Below are 20,840 nucleotides of genomic sequence, written 5' to 3'. Positions count from 1 at the left end.
ATCTGGCAGGGGATTAGGCCGGGGATTTCGCGCGATCAAGCCGGCAGGGCGATGTGGGCGCTAACTTGCGGCAAAAAGGTTCAAACCTTGGCGCGCGAACCTTCCAGCGGAGCGAAGTTGACCGATTCGCCGCAGCCGCAACTGTCGGTGACATTGGGGTTGCGGAACCTGAAGCCGGATTCCAGCAGGCCGGATTCATAATCGATCTCGGTCCCGAACAGGAACATCTGCGCGGTGGGGGCGATCAGAACCCGCGCTTCGCCCTGTTCGACCACCTCGTCGCCGGGCGAGGCGGTCTCGGCCAGCTCCATGGTGTATTCCATGCCGGCGCAGCCGCCCTTCTTCAGGCCGATGCGCAGGCCGCTGGCGGATTTCTGCGCCATCAGCCGGGCGATCTGCCGCTCGGCCGCCTGGGTGATGGTCACGGGGGATTTGCCGGGGATCGAAAACATCTCGGGCCCTTTTCTGTTCGCTGCCTTTCATTTAGGAGCATCGGGGCCGCGGCTCAAGGGGTGCTTGACACCGGGCGCCGGGCGGCTATAAGCGCCGCTTCATTGGTGTTGGTGGACCCCGCAAGGGGAATCCTGTCGGGCAATATGCCAAAGGACAACGCCCTTCGAGAACAGAACATAAAGAAGGAGATCAGCGATGACCAAACGCACCGCTGCCAAGTACAAGATCGACCGCCGCATGGGCGAGAACATCTGGGGCCGCGCCAAGTCGCCGCTCAACCGCCGCGAATACGGTCCCGGCCAGCACGGCCAGCGCCGCAAGGGCAAGCTGTCGGATTTCGGCACCCAGCTGCGCGCCAAGCAGAAGCTGAAGGGCTATTACGGCGACCTGACCGAGAAGCAGTTCCGCCGCATCTATGCCGAGGCCGAGCGCGTCCGGGGCGACACCGGCGAGAACCTGATCGGCCTCTTGGAGCGCCGCCTGGACGCGGTGGTCTATCGCGCCAAATTCGTGCCGACCATCTTCGCCGCCCGCCAGTTCGTGAACCACGGCCATGTCGAGGTGAACGGCAAGCGCGTGAACATCGCCTCCTACCGCGTCAAGGAAGGCGACGTGATCTCGGTCCGCGAGCGGTCGCGCCAGCTGGCCATCGTGCTGGAATCGGTCGGCCTGGCCGAGCGCGACGTGCCGGACTACCTGGAAGTGGACCACAACAAGATGACCGCCACCTTCGTGCGCACTCCGGCCCTGGGCGATGTGCCCTATGCCGTGCAGATGGAGCCGAACCTGGTCGTCGAATTCTACGCCAAGAACTGATCCTTCCGGGATCACAGGATTTCAGGGCCGTCCCTTCGGGGGCGGCCTTCGCTTTTCCGGCGCCGTCCCAGGGGTATTTTAGGAACGAAGAAGCCGGGGTGCCGGAAGAGTATTTGCAAAACGGTGAAACGCAGCGCCGGCGGCGGGGCGCTATTCCTCGGCGCAATACCACAGGCTTCCACCCACGGCGGCCGAACCGATCACCAGCGAGCCCACTGCCACCGGCGAGGCCGCCATGCCCATGGCCGCCGCCCCCGCCGCCTCGAGCGTGCCGACCATCTGCCCCGAGGTTGCGGCCAGGATCGTGGCGCCGGGCCGCTGCGTCACCGCGTCATAGCCGGCGACCGCCAGCGCATTGGCATTGCGGAAGGTTGCCTGCCGCGCCGTGTTCACCCGTTCGCAAAAGGTCTTGCGACATAGCGCATTCCCTTTGCGCGGCCCCTTCTGCGCGCCGATATAGGTGTCGTGCTGCTTGTCCCAGAGCAGGCAATAGCTGCCGTCGTCCGCCATCTGGTTGCGCCGCAGGATCTCGCGCAGGGTGACGTAGCCGGGACAGGAGATCCGCCCCCAGCCGGAGAAATTCTTCTCCAGCCGGCCGACATTCGCGCGAAACGCGTCATCGCGGACATAGTTGATCGCCGTCTGCTCGCCGGCGATCGAGGTCTCGCAGGTCCAGAGCCGCTCGTTCCCGGCCGGATTCTCTTGTGCGCCTGCCGGCGCCGACAATCCCATCGCTCCGATCAAAGCCACCGCCAGCCCGCGCATCGCTTTCCCCTTATCAGTCCCTGCGTGCCGATTTGCCAGAATGCTCCGCCGCCATGCAAGCCGCTCGCTCTACGCTTGCCCGATTGTGAACGGCGCTGCGTTTCACCGTTTTGCAAATACTCTTCCGGCAGCCTGGCTTCTTCGTTCCTAAAATACCCCTGGGACGGCGCCGGAAAAGCGAAGGCCGCCCCCGAAGGGACGGCCCGTCATTCTTGTCCGATGGCGCTGGATCAGGCTTTCGCCAGGTTGCGCAGCACGTAATGCAGCACGCCGCCGTTCTCCAGGTATTCGATCTCGACCTCGGTATCGACGCGGGCCTTGAGCTGGATCACCTTCTCGCTGCCATCGGCATAGCGGATGGTGCAGGCGACCTGAGACAGCGGCTTGAACTCGCCCGCCAGCCCGTCGATCGAGATCACCTCGTCGCCCTTGAGCCCCAGCGTCTTGCGGTTCTCGCCGCCGGTGAACTCGAAGGGGATCACGCCCATGCCGACCAGGTTCGAGCGGTGGATGCGCTCGAAGCTCTCGGCGATGACCGCCTTGACGCCCAGCAGGTTGGTGCCCTTGGCCGCCCAGTCGCGCGACGAGCCGGCGCCGTATTCGACGCCGCCGAAGATGACCAGCGGCGTGCCCTGCGCCTGATATTCCATCGAGGCGTCGAAGATCGAGGTCTGCTGCCCGTCCGGGCCCAGGGTATAGCCGCCCTCGACCCCGTCCAGCATCTCGTTGCGGATGCGGATATTGGCGAAGGTGCCGCGCATCATCACTTCGTGGTTGCCGCGGCGCGAGCCGTAGCTGTTGAAGTCCTTGGGCGCGACCTGGCGCTCGGTCAGGTATTTGCCGGCCGGGGTGGTCGGCTTGAACGAACCCGCGGGCGAGATGTGGTCGGTGGTGATCATGTCGCCCAGGATCGCCAGGATGCGGGCGCCGTCGATATTGCTGATCTGGCCCGGCTCCTTGGACATGCCGCGGAAATAGGGCGGGTTCTGGATATAGGTCGAGGTCGGCGGCCAGTCATAGGTCTCGCTGTCGGTGATCTCGACCGCCTGCCAGCGCTCGTCGCCCTTGAACACGTCGGCATATTTCCTTTGGAAGGCCTCGCGGGTGACGGTGGCCTCGACCAGTTCCGCGACCTCCTGCGAGGTCGGCCAGATGTCCTTGAGGTAGACATCCTTGCCCTCGGGGGTCTGGCCGATCGGATCCTTGGTCAGGTTGATGTTCACGTCGCCGGCGATGGCATAGGCCACGACCAGCGGCGGCGAGGCCAGGTAGTTCGCGCGCACGTCGGGCGAGATGCGGCCCTCGAAGTTGCGGTTGCCCGACAGCACGGCGGTGGCGACCAGGTCGTTGTCATGGATCGCCTTGGAGATCGCCGCATCGCCCAGCGGCCCCGAGTTGCCGATGCAGGTGGTGCAGCCATAGCCGACCAGGTTGAAGCCGATGGCGTCCAGATCCTCCTGCAACCCGGCCGCCTCCAGGTATTCGCCCACCACCTGCGAGCCGGGCGCGAGCGAGGTCTTGACCCAGGGCTTGCGGGTCAGGCCGAGCGCGCGCGCCTTGCGCGCCACCAGGCCGGCGCCGATCATCACATAGGGGTTCGAGGTATTGGTGCAGGAGGTGATCGCCGCGATCACCACCGAACCGTCGCGGATGGTGTAGTCCTTGCCCTCGACCGCCACGGACTTGCGCACGTCGGTGCCCGAAGTGGCGACCACGCCGCCGCCTTCCTCGACCATTTCCTCGGCCGCGGCCGACATGTCCACGCCGCGATATTCCGCCACGGTCTTGTAGAAGGCGCGGGCGGCCAGGTTCAGCGGCGTGTAGTCCTGCGGGCGCTTCGGACCCGAGATCGCGGGGACGATATCGCTCATGTCAAGGTGCAGCGTGTCGGTATAGACCGGCTCGTAATCCGCGCCGCGCCAGAAGCCGTTCTGCTTGGCATAGGCCTCGACGAGCGCGATGCGCTCCTCGTCGCGGCCGGTGTTGCGCAGGTAGCGCAGCGTCTCGGCGTCGATGGGGAAGAAGCCGCAGGTCGCGCCGTATTCGGGCGCCATGTTGGCGATGGTGGCGCGGTCCGCCAGCGGCAGGTGGTCTAGCCCCTCGCCGTAGAATTCGACGAACTTGCCCACCACGCCCTTCTTGCGCAGCATGGCCACGACCTTCAGCACCAGGTCGGTTGCCGTGGTGCCTTCCATCATCTTGCCGGTCAGCTTGAAGCCCACGACCTCGGGGATCAGCATCGAGACGGGCTGGCCCAGCATCGCCGCCTCGGCCTCGATCCCGCCGACGCCCCAGCCCAGCACGGCCAGGCCGTTGACCATGGTGGTGTGGCTGTCGGTGCCGACCAGCGTGTCGGGATAGGCGACGGTCTCGCCCGCCTGGTCGGTATCGGTCCAGACGGTCTGGGCCAGGTATTCCAGGTTCACCTGGTGGCAGATGCCGGTGCCGGGCGGCACCACGCGAAAGTTGTTGAACGCCTTTTGCCCCCATTTCAGGAAGGTATAGCGTTCCAGGTTGCGCTCATATTCCAGCTCGACGTTGCGCTGGAAGGCGCGTGGGTTGCCGAAATCGTCGATCATCACCGAGTGGTCGATGACCAGGTCCACCGGGTTCAGCGGGTTGATCTTCTGTGCGTCGCCGCCAAGCGCCTTGATGCCGTCGCGCATCGCGGCCAGGTCCACCACCGCCGGGACGCCGGTGAAGTCCTGCATCAGCACGCGGGCCGGGCGATAGGCGATCTCGCGCGGGTTCTGGCCACCCTGCCGCGCCCATTCGGCGAAGGCCTTGATGTCCTCGACGCTGACCGTGCGGCCGCCGTCCTCGAAGCGCAGCAGGTTTTCCAGCACCACCTTGAGCGAGGCCGGCAGCTTCGAGAAATCGCCCAGGCCGGCCTGGGTGGCGGCGTCGATCGAGTAATAGGCATAGCTCCGAGAGCCCACCTGAAGCTGGCGGCGCGTCTTGGCGGTATCGGTTCCGGTTTCGATGGGCATGGACTCGGCTCCCTATCCTTGAAAAAGGTGGCTGAATGGCGGTGCTGCCTGCCATTTGCCCCTTTTCGGCATGGGGTTCAAGGGGGCGGGGCAGACTTTGTATGCCATTGTATGCCAAATTCCTGCTGCGGCGGCAAGATGTGGGTTTTGCATCACGGTCACGCGGAGGGAACGCGGCACTAACAAAGCATTGATTTGTCGTTCCCCTGCCCGGCGGTTTAGCTGTTGCGGATCGGAAGGGCCGGGAAAACGGGCGATATGACGGCAAGGCGCATCAAGAGGACGGCTTGGGGGCAGGGACGAAGCGCGGCGATCCTGCCGGGGCTGGCCTGCGCCCTGTGGGTGTTGCTGGGCGGATTTGCCGCGCCGGCCCTGGCGCAGGACGCGGGGGTCGCGGCGGCCACCGAGCCCGCAGCCGCAGCCGCGCCGGAAGCTTCGCCGGCGCCCTCGGGGACAGGCGGCGATGCGGCGGCCTTTGCGCCCCCGGCCCCGTCCGCCGTCGCCACCGAGGAAGAGGATGATGATGGCATCATCGGCCTGATCGAGGCCCCCGAAGGCGCGCCGGGCGTGCCCGCCGAGGGCATGCCGCCGGTCATCGACCCCGGTGCGCTGGCCGCCTCGGCCATGGTTTCCTTTGCCGAGGTGCAACCGCGGGCCGGCATGATGGGGCCGGTGGGTCACCCGCCGGTGGTGGTCGAGCTTTTCACCTCGCAGGGCTGTTCGTCATGCCCGCCCGCCGACGAATTGCTGGCCGATCTGGCCGATCGCGAGGACGTCCTGGCGCTGTCCTGGCATGTCGACTACTGGGATTATCTGGGCTGGGCCGATGAATTCGCCCGCCCCGAGTTCACCCGCCGCCAGCAGGTCTATGCCCACCAGGCCGGCGAGCGCGCGATCTATACGCCGCAGATCGTCGTAGGGGGCACCGATACGCTGATCGCGCTGCGCCCGGCCGAACTGATGGGCCTGCTGCAGACGCAGATGGCGCGGCCGGCGCCGGTCATGGTCTCGTCCAGCCAGGGCAAGGACGGCTATCGCATCGAGCTGACGCCGCGCGGCGCCATCGCCGACCGGGTGGCGATCATCCTGGTGCGCTATGCGCCGCAGCGGCGGGTGGCGATCAAGGCCGGCGAGAACCGTGGCATCGCGCTGGAATACCGCAACGTGGTGCTGGCGGCCGAGCGCATCGCCGAATGGGACGGCCGCACACCCCTGCGCATGACCGTCCGCCGCGACAGCCAGAACAGCGCCGATTTCCCCGCCGATACCCGCCATGCCATCCTGGCGCAGGAACTGGGCCGGGGCGATGCGCGCTCGGCCAGCGGACCGATCCTGGCCGCGATCCGGCTGGATTGAACCGCGCCGCCGGACGCCGCCCGCTTGCGCCGGCGCAGGCGCCGGGGCAAAACCCGGCCCGTGCCGCAGATGATCATCCCAGACAGGAGCCCCCCTTGACCGAATCGCGCAAGATCGCCCCCTGGCTCAAGGCCGCATTGGAATTCGGCCCGCTGATCCTGTTCTTCCTGGTCTTCATGCGGTTTCGCGACCAGACCGTCAGCCTGGCGGGGCGGGACTATTCCGGTTTCATCCTGGCCACGCTGGTCTTCGTGCCGGTGCTGGCGCTCAGCACGCTGGCGCTGTGGCGGCTGACGGGCAGGCTGTCGCCCATGCAGATCGCGACGCTGGTGCTGGTCGTGGTCTTCGGCGGGCTGTCGGTCTGGCTGAACGATCCGAAATTCTTCAAGATGAAGCCGACGATCATCTACCTGATCTTCGCCGGCCTTCTGGGCACCAGCCTGGCCTTGCGCCGCAACTGGCTGGAACTGGTCCTGTCCGAGGCGCTGCCGATGAACGCCGAGGGCTGGCGCATCCTGACCCTGCGCATGGCGCTGCTGTTCCTGTGCCTTGCCGCGGCCAACGAGGCGGTCTGGCGGCTGATGTCGGAAACCGCCTGGGTGAATTTCAAGACCTTCGGCCTGCCGGCGATCATGGTGGTCTTCTTCATCGCCAACGCCCGCCTGTTCGAGCGTCACGCCCAGCCCCGCGACGGCGAATAGCGCCGGCTGCACCCTTGCATGGCTGGCCGGGCGGGGTTAACCCCAATCCCTGAGCATCAGGAGCGAGCCATGTCCCCGGAGTCGAAACCCCAGGAGCCGAACCAGCCTCTGCATCCGCGCACCCGCGCCGTCCATCACGGCATCCGCCGCAGCCAGTATGGCGAGATGGCCGAGGCCCTGTTCATGACCCAGGGCTTTTCCTATGACAGTGCCGAACAGGCCGAGGCGCGTTTCCTGGGGACCGGGCCGGACGAGTTCATCTATGCCCGCTACGGCAACCCGACCTCGCGCATGTTCGAGGACCGCATCGCCGACCTGGAAGGGACCGAGGACGCCTTCGCCACCGCCAGCGGCATGGCGGCGGTCAACGGGGCGCTGATGTGCTTTGCCAAGCCGGGCGACCATATCGTCTCGTCGCGGGCGCTGTTCGGCTCCTGCCTCTATGTGCTGGACCTGCTGGCCCGGTTCGGGGTCGAAGTGACCTATGTCGACGGCACCGACCTTGAGCAATGGCGCGCCGCGATCCGGCCGACGACCCGCGCGGTGTTCTTCGAATCGGTGTCGAATCCGACGCTCGAGGTGGTGGACATTGCCGCCGTCGCGGAACTGGCCCATGCGGTGGGCGCGCTGGTGGTGGTGGACAATGTCTTTGCCACCCCGGTCTATTCCCGCGCGGCCCGGCAGGGCGCCGATGTGGTGGTTTATTCCGCGACCAAGCATATCGACGGCTCGGGCCGCTGCCTGGGCGGGGTGATCTGCGGCACGCGCCAATTCGTGCGCGAGGTGGCCGAGCCCTATCTGAAACATACCGGCGGCGCGATCAGCCCCTTCAATGCCTGGATGATGCTGGGCGGGCTGGCCACCATGGAGCTGCGCGTGCGCGCCCAGGCCGACAGCGCCTTGCAGCTTGCTGCCGCGCTCAGGGACGAGCCGGGGATCGCCCGTGTCATCTATCCCGGCCTGCCCGACCATCCGCAGCACGACCTGGCCATACGGCAGATGGGTGCGGGCGGCACCATGGTCGCCCTGGACCTGGGCTCCAAGCAGGCGGCCTTCGCGGCGATGGACCGGATGCGGATCTTCCAGATCTCGAACAACCTGGGCGATGCGAAATCCATCGTCACCCACCCCTCGACCACCACGCATCAGCGCCTGTCCGAAGAAGTGCGCGCCACGCTGGGCATCACTCCCGGCCTCTTGCGCCTGTCGATCGGCCTGGAGGATGCGGGCGACCTGATCGCGGACATCCGCCGGTCGCTGGGCTGAGTGCCGGGCGGACGTGCCGGAGCCCCCTTTCTTTTCCGGTGCCGAGCCCCCAGATAGGAGCCGTCCTGCCAGGGAGACGACCATGACCGAGGCCCGCCCCGTCGCCACCGAACGCGCCTATCCGGCGTTGAGCCGCGAATACCCGGCCGATTTCCGCGTGGACGACAGCTACAAGGCCAGCCTGCCGGACCTGCAGAACGGCCCGGCCAGCCTGATCGTCGGCGCCCGCGCGCCGATCCAGCATGTCGGTATCTCGAATTTCCGCCTGCCGATCCGCTACCAGACGCAGGAGGGCGGCGAAATCGCGCTGGAAACCAGCGTCACCGGCACCGTCAGCCTGGAAGCCGACCGCAAGGGCATCAACATGAGCCGCATCATGCGCTCGTTCTACGCCCATGCGGAAAAGCAGTTCTCGATGGGCGTGCTCGAGGCGGCGCTGGAGGATTACAAATCCGACCTCGGCAGTTTCGATGCCCGCATCATGATGCGGCTCAGCTATCCGATGCGGGTCGAATCGCTGCGCTCGGGCCTGTCGGGCTGGCAGTATTACGACATCGCGCTGGAACTGGCCGAACGGGCCGGGCAGCGGCTGCGGATCATGCATTTCGACTATGTGTATTCCTCGACCTGCCCCTGCTCGCTGGAGCTCAGCGAGCATGCCCGCCAGATGCGCGGCCAGCTGGCGACGCCGCATTCGCAGCGGTCGGTGGCGCGCATTTCGGCGGTGATGCAGGGCGACACGCTGTGGTTCGAGGACATGGTGGCGCTGTGCCGCCGCGCCGTTGCCACCGAAACCCAGGTCATGGTCAAGCGCGAGGACGAGCAGGCCTTTGCCGAGCTGAACGCCGCTAACCCGATCTTCGTCGAGGATGCGGTGCGCGCCTTTGCCGCCGAACTGATGGCCGAGCCGCGCATCGCCGATTTCCGCGTCGTCGCCAGTCACCAGGAATCGCTGCATTCCCATGACGCGGTCTCGGTGCTGACCCAGGGCGAGACCTTCGCCCATGCCAGCCTGGACCCCGCGATCTTCGCCGGCCTCAGGGCGTAATGCTGTGGTTGTCCAGCGGAATGGCCTGTCTCCTGGCGGCCCGGCTGGCGGCAATCTGGCTTTGCCTGAGCCATCGCTATCCTGAATGGCGCCTGCGGCGGCTGGCCGAGGGGCGGTCGTCCGGTCCCCTCGCGTTCGGGATGCTCCACGCCAATCCGCTGTTCGACGGTCAGGGGTTTCTGGATTGGCACCACCCGCGCAACCGCCGCGAACGCATCCGGCTTTACGCGGTGGGTGCGGTTTTTCTCGCCCTGGCCCTTCTGGTTTTCTGGGGACTCGCCGCCGCGGTAGGCGGCATGTGAACGAAATGGGAACGACAGGCTTTCCCGAGCGCGGATGCGGGGCTATGGTGCGGGCATGAGCAATTTCGACGACTCGGACGCTTTCGAGGCCGCAGCCGCCCCGGTGCCGCTTTCCCAGCGTGCCATGGGCGCGCGGCCGGCGCCCTATCTGGACGGGCTGAACCCGGCGCAGCGCGCCGCGGTCGAGGCGCTGGACGGGCCGGTGCTGCTGCTGGCCGGCGCCGGCACCGGCAAGACCCGCGCCCTGACCACGCGCATCGCGCATCTGCTGAATCTCGGCCGCGCGCGACCGGGGCAGATCCTGGCCGTGACCTTCACCAACAAGGCCGCGCGCGAGATGAAGGACCGCGTCGGCCGGCTTCTGGGCGAGATGGTCGAGGGCATGCCCTGGCTCGGCACCTTCCACTCGATCAGCGTCAAGATCCTGCGCCGCCATGCCGAACTCATCGGCGACGGCGAGTTGCACCTGAAGCCCAGCTTCACCATCCTGGACACCGACGACCAGATCCGGCTGCTGAAGCAACTGATCCAGGCCGAGAATATCGACGAAAAGCGTTGGCCGGCGCGGCAGCTCGCGCATCTGATCGACGGCTGGAAGAACCGCTGCCTGTCCCCGGCAAAGCTGCCCAAGGGCGAGGAACGCGCCTTCGACGGCCGCGGCGGACGGCTTTACGCCGCCTATCAGCGCCGGCTGCTGGAACTGAACGCGGTCGATTTCGGCGACCTGCTGATGCATTGCGTCAACCTGTTCCAGGCGCATCCCGACGTGCTGCGGACCTGGCAGGACCGTTTCCGCTATATCCTCGTGGACGAATACCAGGACACCAACGTCGCGCAATACATGTGGCTGCGGCTGCTGGCGTCCGGGCATCGCAACATCTGCTGCGTGGGCGACGACGACCAGTCGATCTATGGCTGGCGCGGCGCCGAGGTCGGCAACATCCTGCGCTTCGAGAGCGATTTCCCCGGCGCGCAGGTGATCCGGCTGGAACAGAACTACCGCTCGACCCCGCATATCCTCGCCGCCGCCTCCGGGCTGATCGCGGCGAACAAGGGGCGGCTCGGCAAGACGCTGTGGACCGAGGCCGAGGAGGGCGAGCGCGTCCGCCTGATCGGCCATTGGGACAGCGAGGCCGAGGCGCGCTGGATCGGCGAGGAGATCGAGGCCTTCCACGGCGGGCATCGCCACAGCATCGGCCGGCGCAGCCTGAACGACATCGCCATCCTCGTGCGCGCCAGCCACCAGATGCGGGCCTTCGAGGACCGCTTCATGACCATCGGCCTGCCCTATCGGGTGATCGGCGGGCCAAGGTTCTATGAACGCCAGGAAATCCGCGACGCCATGGCCTATTTCCGGCTGGCGGTCAGCCCCACCGACGACCTGGCCTTCGAGCGTATCGTGAACGTGCCCAAGCGCGGCTTGGGCGACAAGGCGGTGCAGAAGATCCAGATCGAGGCGCGGGAACGCGGCCTGTCGCTCTTGGAAGGCGCCGCCTCGGCCGTCGCCACCGGCGCGCTTGGCGGCAAGGGGGCAGGGGCGCTGCGCCAGTTCACCGAGGCGATGGGCCGCTGGCATGCCGATGCGCTGGACGCCTCGGTGAACCATGTCGAGCTGGCCGAGCGGATCCTGGACGAATCCGGCTATACCGCCATGTGGCAGAACGACAAGTCGCCCGACGCGCCGGGGCGGCTGGACAACCTGAAGGAATTGATGAAGGCGCTGGAGGAATTCGAAAACCTCCAGGGTTTCCTCGAACATGTCGCGCTGGTCATGGACAATGACAAGGGCGAGCAGTCCGAGGAGGTCAGCATCATGACCCTTCACGCCGCCAAGGGGCTGGAATACCCCATCGTCTTCCTGCCCGGATGGGAGGACGGGCTGTTCCCCAGCCAGCGCAGCATGGACGAAAGCGGCATGAAGGGGCTCGAGGAGGAGCGGCGCCTGGCCTATGTCGGCATCACCCGCGGCGAGGAGCTGGTGACGATCAGCTTCGCCGGCAACCGCCGCATGTATGGGCAATGGCAGTCCTCGCTGCCCTCGCGCTTCATCGACGAACTGCCCGAGGATCATGTCGAGGTGCTGACGCCGCCCGGCCTTTACGGCGGCGGCTATGGCGCGGCGGCGCAGTCCTTCGGGCAGCCCTTCGCGCAATCGGTGATGCACGAACGCGCGGCGCGGGCGGATGTCTACAATTCGCCCGGCTGGAAACGCATGCAGGAACGCTCCGCCCAGCGGGCCCAGCCCGTCCACCGCACCCCGGTAGTGATCGACGCCGAGCCGGCGGCGCGGTTTTCGGTGGGCGACCGGGTGTTTCACCAGAAATTCGGCAATGGCACGATCATGGGCATTGCCGAGGACACGCTGACCATCCAGTTCCCCACCGGTTTCAAGACGGTGAAGGCGGGCTATGTGCAGCCCGCCTCGCAGCCCGCCCAGGGGGGCGGCGCACTGGACGACGTGCCGTTCTAAAGCGCGTCGCGCACCGCCTCGGCCACCACTTCGGCCACCACTTCGGCCAGCGTCGCGGTCGGGCGTCCGATCAGCCGCGACAGCGTGCGGCTGTCGTCGAACAGCGCGCCTTGCGCGGCGCCGGCATCCCAGCTTGCGATCGCTGCGGCCAGCCCCTCGGGCAGGCCCGCGCCCGTCAGCGCCGCGGCGTAATCGGCCTGCGACAGGTCGCGATAGGGGATCGCCCTGCCGCTTTGCGCCGAAAGCTCGGCGGCAAGCCCTGCCAGGGTCCAGCCCTCGTCGCCGGCCAGTTCATAGGCCTTGCCCAAATGGCCCTCGCCGGCCAGCACCAGGGCGGCGGCCTCGGCATAATCCGCGCGCGCGGCAGCCGAGATCCGGCCCTCGCCCGCCGCGCCGATCAGCGCGCCATGCGCCAGCGCCGCCGGGATCGCGCCGGTATAGTTCTCGGCATACCAGCCATTGCGCAGGACGGCGTGGGGAATGCCCGATTCGGCCAGCATGGCTTCGGTCGCCACATGTTCCTCGGCCAGAGACAGCGGCGAGCGGTCGGCATGCAGCAGGCTGGTATAGACGATCTGCCCGACTCCGGCAGCCTTCGCGGCCTCGATCACCGCGCGGTGCTGGCCGGCGCGCTTGCCGAGTTCGCTCGACGAGATCAGCAGCAGCCGCTCCACGCCCGGCAATGCGGCGGCCAGTGTCTCGGGCCGGTCGTAGTCGAAGGCGCGGGTCTCGACGCCAAGGTCGGCGGCCTTTCCGGGATTGCGGGCCAGCGCGACGATCCCGCCCGCTGGCAGCAGGCTCTTCAGCCGGGCGATGGTCAGGCGGCCAAGCTGGCCGGTGGCTCCGGTGACGGCGACGGTCATCTGTCTTTCCTTTCGTGAATGGCTTGTGCGGCGAAAGGTAGATACCTAACTTACTGATCGTAAGTACTGACGGAGATGTTAGTGTGAAAAATTCCGATCCCTTCGACCGAGGCAACCTGATGGCGGCGGAATGCCCCTCGCGCGATGTGCTGCGCCGGCTGACCGGGCGCTGGGGCATGCTGGTGCTGCGCGTGCTGGCCGAGGGGCCGCATCGCTTTTCCGCCCTGCGCCGGCGCATCGGCGGCATCAGCGAGCGGATGCTGGCCCAGACGCTTCAGGGGCTGGAGGCGGACGGCATGGTGCTGCGCCGCGATTTCCAGACCGTGCCGCCGCATGTGGAATATGCCTTGACCCCGCTCGGACACGAGGCGGCGCTGCGGGTCGGCGCGCTTTTGGGCTGGATCGAGGATTCGCTGCCCCGGATCGCGCGTGGCTGGACGCGGGCCTGACCCTTTCTGCGTTGTCCAAGTACCCATGCGGCGGCGCGATCGGCACGGCGCTTGACCCCGAAGGCGCGGGGCCCTATCTGACCCTTGCGCGGATGGCCGGATGACCGCGGCGGCAACGTCGAGGAAAGTCCGGACTCCATGAAGGCACGGTGCCGGGTAACGCCCGGCGGGGGCAACCCCAGGGAAAGCGCCACAGAGAAGAGACCGCCCATGCATGCATGGGCAAGGGTGAAACGGTGGGGTAAGAGCCCACCGCGGGGCTGGCAACAGCCCCGGCACGGCAAGCCCCACCGGGAGCAATGCCGAATAGGGACCGCGCGTCGCAAGACAGGGCCGCCTTTGCCCCAGCAGGTCCGGGTTGGCAGCTAGATCCCGTCAGCAATGGCGGGACCAGAGGAATGGTCATCGAAGGGGGCAACCCCGGAACAGGATCCGGCTTACAGGCCGTCCGCGCAAATCAGTTCAGAGAATTGTCAGTCGAGTTTGCAGTAAAAGGCTCGCCTTTACGGTTGTCTCTTCAACCGATGGCAAGTCGAGACGGTCGATTCCTGGTTGATTCCCGGTTGACTTCGCCGGCTTCGCCGCTAAAAGGCGGGCTTCAAGAGAATTTCACGGGGTTGGCGAGACGCATTTTGCCCCGCAGCAGGAGCGAAACAGATGGCGAAGCCGACGACGATCAAGATCCGTCTGAACTCGAGCGCCGGGACCGGGCATTTCTATGTCACCAAGAAGAATGCCCGCACGATGACCGAAAAGATGACGGTCAACAAATACGACCCGGTTGCCCGCAAGCATGTCGAGTACAAGGAAGGCAAGATCAAGTAAGATCTGCCCTTTCGACGGGATCATGCAAGGCCGCGCCCCGCAAGGGCGCGGTCTTTCCCTTTGGGTTGCCGCCCCTTTGGACCTGCCGGCCTGGCCCGTCAAAGGGCCGTGGCGACCAGGAAGCTGCGCGGGAAAGGCAGCAGCACCCGCCCCGCGATCTCGGGGTAATGTGGCGCGATCTCGCGGCGATAGGCGGCCAGGAATGCCGGCCGCTCGGCCTTGTCCAGCCGGTCCAGATAGGGCCGCAGCGCCGAGCCGAGGAACCAGCCCACGATGCCCTCCAGCCCGTCCAGTTCGACATGATAGGTCGTGCGCCAGACATCGACCCGCGCGCAGAGGGGGCGCAGCAGCGCATGCAGTGCCACCGGCGACAGCAGCGGCTGGCGCTGTCCGGCCGCCGCCGCCAGCCGGGCCGACCAGCGCGGATCGGCGGCGCTGCGGCGCATGGCCACATGGCTCGGCTCGTCCAGGTTGTCGGGCATCTGCACCGCCAGCGCGCCGCCGGGGCGCAGCAGCCCGACCAGATGCGGCAGCAGCACCCGGTGATCGGGCACCCATTGCAGCGAGGCATTGGCAAAGATCAGGTCGGGCGGCGTCTCGGGACGCCAGCTTTCGACATTCCCCTGCACGAAGCGGCAGCCGGCCTGGGCGGCCTGGGCGGTGCGGATCATGTCGGCATCGGGATCAAGGCCGACGACCTGCGCGCCGGGGAAACGCTCGGCCAGCAGGGCGGTTGAATTGCCCGGGCCGCAGCCGATGTCCACCACGAGGTCCGGCGCCTCCAGCGGCAGCGCCGCCAGCAGGTCGCGCGCCGGTCGGGTGCGGTCGTCCAGGAATTTCGCATATTGCGTGGCCGACCATCGCATGGCGTTCCTCCAGCCCGGATTCGCCCGCAGGCTAGAGGATGGCCCGCCGCCTGAACAGGCCGACCCTTAGTGAAAATCCCGCGATTTCGGCAATATCCTGACCTGGCGCGGATGGCCGGCGCGCGGGGCCGGCAGGGCCGGGCATGGCTCTCCGGCCAGGCGCAGCAGCGCGTCGGAGCGGTCGCCCAGCCAATGCGCGACGATATGGGTCACGCCCTCGGCACGTTGGAGCTGGCCGTGGACCTCCAGCAGGCGGGCGGTCATCACCACCTTGCGGAATCGCGCGAAGGTCTTTTCCCAGATCACCAGATTCGCCACGCCGGTTTCGTCCTCCAGCGTGACGAAGCAGGTGCCGTTGGCGCTGCCGGGGCGCTGGCGCACCAGCACGATGCCGGCCATGCGCAGGCGGCCGCGATTCGGCAGGGCGGCAAGGTCCGCCGCCGAGGCATAGCCCTGTGCTGCCAGGCTGCGGCGCAGGAAGGCCATGGGATGGGCCTTCAGCGACAGGCGCAGGGTCTGGTAATCGGCGGTGACATGCTCGCATAACGGCATGGCGGGCAGGGCGACGGCGGGCTCGGCGCCCTCGTCCCGGGCCCCGAACAGCGGCAGGTCCGGCGCGTCGCGCAGGGCGCGTGCCTGCCACAGCCCAGCCCGCCGGTCGAGCCCCATCGAGCGCAAGCCGTCGGCCGCCGCGATCAGCCGGATGGCGCGGGCATCGAGCCCGGCGCGGGCCTTGAGATTGGCCAGGTCGGCATAGGGCGCGTCCCGCGCAGCCTTGATGCGTTCGGCCAGCGGTTTGGACAGCCCCTCGACCTGGCGCAGGCCGAGGCGCAGCGCGAAGGCGCCGTCGCAGGGCTCCAGCATGTTGTCCCATTCGCTGATGTTCACATCCACCGGCAGCACGATGACGCCGTGGTCGCGCGCGTCGCGCACGATCTGGGCGGGCGCGTAGAAGCCCATCGGCTGGCTGTTGAGCAGCGCCGCCGCGAAGGCGGCCGGGTGATGGCATTTCAGCCAGGCCGAGACATAGGCCAGATGCGCGAAGGCCGCGGCATGGCTTTCGGGAAAGCCGTAATCGCCGAAGCCCTTGATCTGGTTGAAGCAACGCTCGGCGAAGTCGCGGTCGTAGCCGCGTTCGACCATGCGGCCGACCATCCGGTCCTGCAACCGCTCGATGGTCCCGCGCGAGCGAAAGGTGGCCATGGCCTTACGCAGATCGTCCACCTCGGCGGGTGAGAACTCGGCGGCGACCATGGCAATCTTCATCGCCTGTTCCTGAAAGATCGGCACGCCTTCGGTGCGGTTCAGGATCTTGAACAGTTCGTCCGGGGGGCCGCATTCGGGCGAGGGGGCGGGGTAATCCACCGTCTCCAATCCCGCCCGGCGGCGCAGATAAGGATGGACCATGTTGCCCTGGATCGGGCCGGGGCGGACGATGGCGACCTGGATCACCAGGTCGTAGAACTCCTTGGGCTTCAGCCGCGGCAGCATGGCCATCTGCGCCCGGCTTTCGACCTGGAAGGTGCCGATGCTGTCGCCTCTTTGCAGCATGGCATAGGTCTCCGGATCGTCCCGGTCGAAATCCGAAAGCGTCAGCGCCTTGCCGTAATGCACCCGGACCAGTTCGAAGCATTTGCGGATGCAGGTCAGCATCCCCAGCGCCAGCACATCGACCTTGAGGATGCGCAATTCGTCGATGTCGTCCTTGTCCCATTCGATGAAGCTGCGCTCCGGCATGGCGGCATTGCCGATGGGCACGGTTTCCGACAGCGGCCCCTCGGTCAGCACGAAGCCGCCGACATGCTGCGACAGGTGGCGCGGCATGCCGATCATCTCCTCGGCCAGCCTGACCGTGCGCCGCAGCAGCGGGTCGCCCAGGTCGAGCCCGGCCTGGTCGGTCGAGGCCGCCGACATGTCCTTGCCCCAGCTGCCCCAGACCGTGTCGGCCAGCGCCGAGGTCACGTCCTCGGACAGGCCCATGACCTTGCCGACCTCGCGGATGGCGCTGCGCGGGCGGTAATGGATCACCGTGGCGCAGAGCCCGGCGCGGTCGCGGCCATATTCGTCATAGATGTGCTGGATGACCTCCTCGCGCCGCTCATGCTCGAAATCCACGTCGATATCGGGCGGCTCCTTGCGGTTTTCGCTGATGAATCGCTCGAACAGCAGTTCATGCTTGGCGGGATCGACCGGGGTGATGCCGAGGACGTAGCAGACCGCCGAATTCGCCGCCGAGCCGCGGCCCTGGTTCAGGATGCCCTGGTCTTCGGCATAGCGGACGATGTCGTGGATGGTCAGGAAATATTGGGCGATCTCCTTCCGGCGGATCAGCGCCAGTTCCTTGACCAGCGTGGCGCGGACCTTCTCGGGCACGCCGGCAGGATAGCGCCAGGCCGCGCCCTGCCAGGTCAGGTTTTCCAGATGCTGCTGCGGGGTCAGGCCGGGCGGCACGCTTTCGCGGGGATATTCGTATTGCAGCTCGTCCAGCGAGAAGCGGCAGCTGTCGGCAATCTCGCGCGTGGCGCGGATGGCATGGGGCCAGTCGGCGAACAGGCGGACCATCTCGGCCGGGGGCTTCAGGTGACGCTCGGCATTCTGCGCCAGCAGCAGGCCGGCCCGGGCGATGGTGGTGCCCGCGCGGATGCAGGTCATCACGTCCTGCAGCGGCCGGCGGTCGGGGGCGTGGTAATGCACGTCGTTCACCGCGACGATGGCCAGCCCTGCCGCCCGCGCCGCCCGGTCGAGGTGGTTGATCCGCGCCCGGTCGTCGCCGCGATAAAGCCAGCTGGCCGCGACATGGGACAGCTGCGGCAGGCGGCGGGCCAGGCCGGGCAGGGGTGCAAGGTCGTCGCCCGGCAGCCAGATCAGCCGCATGCCTTCGGCATGGGTGGCCAGGTCGTCCAGGCTCAGGTCGCAGCGCCCCTTCTTCTGCCAGTTCCCGTCCAGGTCGTGCCGCCGGCCCTTGGTGATCAGCGAGGCGAGCCGGCCATAGGCGGCGCGGTCGGTGGGATAGGCCAGGAAGGCGCTGCCCTCCGCCAGCACGATCCGCGCCCCGATCACCGGGCGCAGTTGCAGCTTCTTCGCCGCGGCATGCAGCCGCACCACCCCGGCCAGGCTGTTGAGGTCGGCGATCCCCAGCGCGTCATAGCCCATCAGATGCGCCGCCAACGCCAGCTCGCGCGGCTGCGAGGCGCCGTGCAGGAAACTGAAGGCGCTGGTCACTGCCAGTTCGACGTAATCCGCGGGCGGGTTCGGGTGCTCGGCCGGGGGCAGCGGGATCTGGGGGCGGGCATGATGGTCGGGCATCAGGCGAAGATCCCGTGCAGGAACCAGCGCGGCGCGCCGCCGCGGCCGTCATGGACCAGCCCCTCGCGATAGATCCACAGGCGCAGGCCGCTGTCGTCCTCGATGCGGAAATAGTCGCGCAGCCGGGTGCCGGGGCGGTCGTGCCACCATTCCGGAGCGATGCGCTCGGGCCCGGCATGGCGGGCGACGCGCAGGGTCTGCCGGCGCCAGACGAATTGCGCCGGCGGGCCTTCGGGGATGGCGTAGAGCACGCGGATCTCCTCGGGCGGGTTGAGCAGGCGGATCGGCCGGTCGGCGCGCGCGACCGGGGCGGGAATGGTGGCCAGCGGCGGGCCAGGTGTCTCGGCGCGTTCGGGGACATGGCTTTCGCGCGGCAGCGGCCGGCTGATCGCCGCCGCGCCGAAGCGCGCCGCCAGCCGGTCCACCAGCCGCGCCAGTGCCAGCCCTGCGGGCGCGGCGCCGTCGAGGCCGGGCTGGGTCTGGGCCAGCGGCTCGACCGCCTCGGCCGCAAGCCGGATCAGGTCGAAGCCATAGCCGGGGTCCAGCCGCCCGAGCCGGCCGTCGAACAGGCGCAGCAAATGGCCGGGGTCGCGCGTGGGCGCGGCCAGGGCGACGCGGATGTCGCGCCGCTCGCCATCCACGCGAAACACCGACAGGCACAGCCGCCGGCAGCCGCGATCCGCCGCCGCCATCTGCGCGCAAAGATCGGCCAGCAATCCGGGCAGCCAGTCCGAGGGGTCCATCACCGGCTCGGCCAGCCGGGCCTCGGCGGCGTATTCGGGCGCGGGCTCGGGCGCATCCAGCGGCTCGGCCGCCCGCCCCAGCGCCTGATCGAGGCGGATCAGCGGATTGTCCTGCGGCTCGGCCCGGGCAAAGCGGCGCATCAGCGACAGGCGCGGAAGGGCGGCGAGGTCGCCGATGGTCCTGAGCCCCAGCCGGCGCAAGAGCAGCAGGGTTTCCCCCGACAGCCGCAACCCGGCCACCGGCAGCGGCGCCAGCGCGGGCAGGGGATCGGCGCAGATCGTGCGCTCGGGGCCAAAGCGGGCCAGCGCCCAGGCCGCGCCGCGCGTCGGCGCCAGCGCCAGCCGCGCGGTCAGCCCGGCCCGGGCGAAGCCGGCCTGGATCTCGGCCAGCATCGCCGCCTCGCCGCCGAACAGATGCGCGGCGCCGGTGGTGTCGAGAATGATGCCGTCCTTGCCGTCGGGCGTGCTGAAGGGGCCCCAGCGCCGGGCCCAGAAGGCCAGCCGCGCCAGTTTTGCGGCATCGCGTCGGGGCTCGGCCGGCTCGATGCGCAATTCGGGGCAGATGGCGCGGCTGTCCACGGCGCGGGCGCCGATGCGGGCCCCGGCCCGTTCGGCGGCGCGGTTCGCGGCATGGATGACGGGCCCGTGCGGACCGGGCGCGGCCAGCGCCAGCGGGATCTCCTCAGGCCAGGCGTCGCCCCGGCGCGCGGCGCGGTTCAGCCAGCTCTCGATCGCCAGGCGGGGCAGAGAAATCGAGACGATCCGCCGCCCGGTCATGGCGCACCACCCAGGTCGAGGGCGGCTGGCCGCGGACCCGGAACAGTTCCGCCAGCCAGCGCGGCTCGCCCGGTGCCTGCGGATCGTCCGGGTCGGGGGCAGAGGGCAGCGGCGTCACCCGCCAGCGCATCCGCGCCGCGCTGGGTTCGGGCGGCGCGGCGTGGCGGATCAGCCAGCAGGGCAGGCCCGCCGCCTCGGCCCGAAGCGCCAGGCGGCGGCTGGCGGTGAAGCTCAGCGCCGCGGCGGCGCCATGGATCTCGCCCACCACGGCGGCCAGGGCGCGGCCTTGCAGCCCGTCCTCCAGCGCCGCCAGCACATCGGCGGGGCGCGTCAGGTCCAGCCGCAGCAGGTCGCGGCCCATGCCGGGCAGGAAGGGGGCGCCGAATTCGGTCCGGCTTAGCCGGTCCTGCGCCCAAAGCACCAGCCCCGGCGGCAGGGCGGCCAGGACGAATCCGGGCGCCGCCCCCGCCAGGGGACGGGCGCCGAAGGCTTCGGACAGGGTCGGCGCGCTCGGTTGCGGCGCCGCGGGGACTGGCGCCCGTCCGAAAGGCGCCACCCCGGAAGGGAAAGGGCGAGCGGACATGGTTCAGTCAGTGTGTTCCTGATTTGTTCCTATCCCTTGTCCAAGGATTCGTCAATCCGGCCGCGCCAGGGAACATTGCATTGCCTGTGCGGTTGAGGCCATCTGACGCCAAAGGTGCAGGACGAAAGGCCATGGCCCATGCAAGCCGCAAGACATGCGGGGCAGGGCAGCTGGATCGGGACAGGGCATGCAGCGCCGGGCGGCGGGGAAAACCCCATGGCCTTCATCCCGGTCATCGGGCCGCTCATCCGGGGCCAACCT

Annotated in this window: 16 protein-coding genes, 1 other RNA gene and 1 pseudogene; 10 read left to right on the top strand and 8 right to left on the bottom strand. The window is 68.2% G+C overall.

The genetic code is table 11. The features are described from left to right. Window positions 1-80: 80 nt before the first annotated feature. Window positions 81-452: a HesB/IscA family protein gene (locus ACDP63_RS03210; protein WP_024843336.1), complete on the bottom strand. Its 372-nt coding sequence runs from the start codon at window positions 450-452 to the stop codon at window positions 81-83. 196 nt (window positions 453-648) lie between these two features. On the opposite strand from ACDP63_RS03210, the gene rpsD reads away from it, so the two are divergent. Then, the gene (rpsD, locus tag ACDP63_RS03205) at window positions 649-1,269 is read left to right on the top strand and encodes a 30S ribosomal protein S4 (RefSeq protein WP_024843335.1); all 621 of its coding nucleotides are present in this window, start codon (window positions 649-651) and stop codon (window positions 1,267-1,269) included. 150 nt (window positions 1,270-1,419) lie between these two features. Here rpsD and ACDP63_RS03200 read toward each other — a convergent pair whose 3' ends face one another. Beyond that, window positions 1,420-2,034 (bottom strand): hypothetical protein, encoded by a 615-nt coding sequence (locus ACDP63_RS03200; protein WP_024843334.1) that lies wholly within the window; start codon window positions 2,032-2,034, stop codon window positions 1,420-1,422. A 230-nt stretch (window positions 2,035-2,264) separates the two neighbouring features. Continuing rightward, window positions 2,265-5,024: an aconitate hydratase AcnA gene (gene acnA / locus ACDP63_RS03195; protein WP_024843333.1), complete on the bottom strand. Its 2,760-nt coding sequence runs from the start codon at window positions 5,022-5,024 to the stop codon at window positions 2,265-2,267. Between the two features lie 258 nt (window positions 5,025-5,282). Here acnA and ACDP63_RS03190 point away from each other — a divergent pair, with 258 nt between their 5' ends. The 6 genes and pseudogenes from ACDP63_RS03190 (at window position 5,283) to ACDP63_RS03165 (ending at window position 12,167) form a co-directional block, all read left to right on the top strand. After that, complete coding sequence (locus ACDP63_RS03190) at window positions 5,283-6,380, top strand: DUF1223 domain-containing protein (protein WP_024843332.1); 1,098 nt, start codon at window positions 5,283-5,285, stop codon at window positions 6,378-6,380. Between the two features lie 95 nt (window positions 6,381-6,475). Then, window positions 6,476-7,081: an inner membrane-spanning protein YciB gene (locus ACDP63_RS03185; protein ID WP_024843331.1), complete on the top strand. Its 606-nt coding sequence runs from the start codon at window positions 6,476-6,478 to the stop codon at window positions 7,079-7,081. A gap of 69 nt (window positions 7,082-7,150) precedes the next feature. Then, window positions 7,151-8,347, top strand: a complete 1,197-nt coding sequence (gene metZ, locus ACDP63_RS03180; RefSeq protein WP_024843330.1) for an O-succinylhomoserine sulfhydrylase — start codon at window positions 7,151-7,153, stop codon at window positions 8,345-8,347. 118 nt (window positions 8,348-8,465) lie between these two features. Beyond that, window positions 8,466-9,395, top strand: a pseudogene (gene folE2, locus ACDP63_RS03175) (GTP cyclohydrolase FolE2); the annotation flags it as partial. After that, window positions 9,395-9,697, top strand: coding sequence for a hypothetical protein (locus ACDP63_RS03170; protein ID WP_085501092.1), 303 nt, complete (start codon window positions 9,395-9,397; stop codon window positions 9,695-9,697). The pseudogene folE2 and the gene ACDP63_RS03170, both read left to right, overlap by 1 nt. 55 nt (window positions 9,698-9,752) lie before the next feature. Continuing rightward, window positions 9,753-12,167 (top strand): ATP-dependent helicase, encoded by a 2,415-nt coding sequence (locus tag ACDP63_RS03165; RefSeq protein ID WP_024843328.1) that lies wholly within the window; start codon window positions 9,753-9,755, stop codon window positions 12,165-12,167. On the opposite strand, the gene ACDP63_RS03160 is transcribed toward ACDP63_RS03165, so the two are convergent. Next, on the bottom strand, window positions 12,164-13,030 hold the full coding sequence (locus ACDP63_RS03160; protein ID WP_024843327.1) for an SDR family oxidoreductase: 867 nt from the start codon (window positions 13,028-13,030) through the stop codon (window positions 12,164-12,166). The two genes, ACDP63_RS03165 and ACDP63_RS03160, sit on opposite strands and share 4 nt — an antisense overlap. An 83-nt stretch (window positions 13,031-13,113) precedes the next feature. On the opposite strand from ACDP63_RS03160, the gene ACDP63_RS03155 reads away from it, so the two are divergent. From ACDP63_RS03155 to rpmG, 3 genes are all read left to right on the top strand, one after another. Next, window positions 13,114-13,479, top strand: coding sequence for a winged helix-turn-helix transcriptional regulator (locus ACDP63_RS03155; RefSeq protein WP_024843326.1), 366 nt, complete (start codon window positions 13,114-13,116; stop codon window positions 13,477-13,479). Window positions 13,480-13,567: 88 nt separating this feature from the next. Continuing rightward, an RNA gene (gene rnpB / locus ACDP63_RS03150) (RNase P RNA component class A) lies at window positions 13,568-13,935 on the top strand. Between the two features lie 201 nt (window positions 13,936-14,136). Then, the gene (gene rpmG / locus ACDP63_RS03145) at window positions 14,137-14,304 is read left to right on the top strand and encodes a 50S ribosomal protein L33 (RefSeq protein WP_017999830.1); all 168 of its coding nucleotides are present in this window, start codon (window positions 14,137-14,139) and stop codon (window positions 14,302-14,304) included. Between the two features lie 98 nt (window positions 14,305-14,402). Here rpmG and tam read toward each other — a convergent pair whose 3' ends face one another. The 4 genes from tam to ACDP63_RS03125 form a co-directional block, all read right to left on the bottom strand. Beyond that, the gene (gene tam, locus ACDP63_RS03140; protein WP_024843325.1) at window positions 14,403-15,170 is read right to left on the bottom strand and encodes a trans-aconitate 2-methyltransferase; all 768 of its coding nucleotides are present in this window, start codon (window positions 15,168-15,170) and stop codon (window positions 14,403-14,405) included. A 66-nt stretch (window positions 15,171-15,236) separates the two neighbouring features. After that, entirely contained in the window at window positions 15,237-18,476 is a 3,240-nt protein-coding gene (locus tag ACDP63_RS03135; protein ID WP_024843324.1) for an error-prone DNA polymerase, read from the bottom strand. After that, a complete protein-coding gene (locus tag ACDP63_RS03130) occupies window positions 18,476-19,996 on the bottom strand; it encodes a Y-family DNA polymerase (RefSeq protein ID WP_024843323.1) in 1,521 nt (506 codons plus the stop codon). The genes ACDP63_RS03135 and ACDP63_RS03130 overlap by 1 nt, the downstream gene beginning before the upstream one ends. Then, on the bottom strand, window positions 19,902-20,579 hold the full coding sequence (locus tag ACDP63_RS03125; protein ID WP_028709864.1) for a hypothetical protein: 678 nt from the start codon (window positions 20,577-20,579) through the stop codon (window positions 19,902-19,904). Before ACDP63_RS03125 ends, ACDP63_RS03130 begins: the two co-directional genes overlap by 95 nt. Window positions 20,580-20,840 lie beyond the last annotated feature (261 nt).

It is taken from the genome of Paracoccus sp. P2 (assembly GCF_046335115.1).
Taxonomy (GTDB): domain Bacteria; phylum Pseudomonadota; class Alphaproteobacteria; order Rhodobacterales; family Rhodobacteraceae; genus Paracoccus; species Paracoccus pantotrophus.
Note: the sequence above shows the minus strand (reverse complement) of the source record. Positions and strands in the feature narration are given on the sequence as shown.

Coding starts and splice junctions, on each gene's coding strand:
- ACDP63_RS03210 (WP_024843336.1), bottom strand. CDS start 452: ATGTTTTCGATCCCCGGCAAATCCCCCGTGACCATCACCCAGGCGGCC.
- rpsD (WP_024843335.1), top strand. CDS start 649: ATGACCAAACGCACCGCTGCCAAGTACAAGATCGACCGCCGCATGGGC.
- ACDP63_RS03200 (WP_024843334.1), bottom strand. CDS start 2,034: ATGCGCGGGCTGGCGGTGGCTTTGATCGGAGCGATGGGATTGTCGGCG.
- acnA (WP_024843333.1), bottom strand. CDS start 5,024: ATGCCCATCGAAACCGGAACCGATACCGCCAAGACGCGCCGCCAGCTT.
- ACDP63_RS03190 (WP_024843332.1), top strand. CDS start 5,283: ATGACGGCAAGGCGCATCAAGAGGACGGCTTGGGGGCAGGGACGAAGC.
- metZ (WP_024843330.1), top strand. CDS start 7,151: ATGTCCCCGGAGTCGAAACCCCAGGAGCCGAACCAGCCTCTGCATCCG.
- ACDP63_RS03170 (WP_085501092.1), top strand. CDS start 9,395: ATGCTGTGGTTGTCCAGCGGAATGGCCTGTCTCCTGGCGGCCCGGCTG.
- ACDP63_RS03165 (WP_024843328.1), top strand. CDS start 9,753: ATGAGCAATTTCGACGACTCGGACGCTTTCGAGGCCGCAGCCGCCCCG.
- ACDP63_RS03160 (WP_024843327.1), bottom strand. CDS start 13,030: ATGACCGTCGCCGTCACCGGAGCCACCGGCCAGCTTGGCCGCCTGACC.
- rpmG (WP_017999830.1), top strand. CDS start 14,137: ATGGCGAAGCCGACGACGATCAAGATCCGTCTGAACTCGAGCGCCGGG.
- tam (WP_024843325.1), bottom strand. CDS start 15,170: ATGCGATGGTCGGCCACGCAATATGCGAAATTCCTGGACGACCGCACC.
- ACDP63_RS03135 (WP_024843324.1), bottom strand. CDS start 18,476: ATGCCCGACCATCATGCCCGCCCCCAGATCCCGCTGCCCCCGGCCGAG.
- ACDP63_RS03130 (WP_024843323.1), bottom strand. CDS start 19,996: ATGACCGGGCGGCGGATCGTCTCGATTTCTCTGCCCCGCCTGGCGATC.
- ACDP63_RS03125 (WP_028709864.1), bottom strand. CDS start 20,579: ATGTCCGCTCGCCCTTTCCCTTCCGGGGTGGCGCCTTTCGGACGGGCG.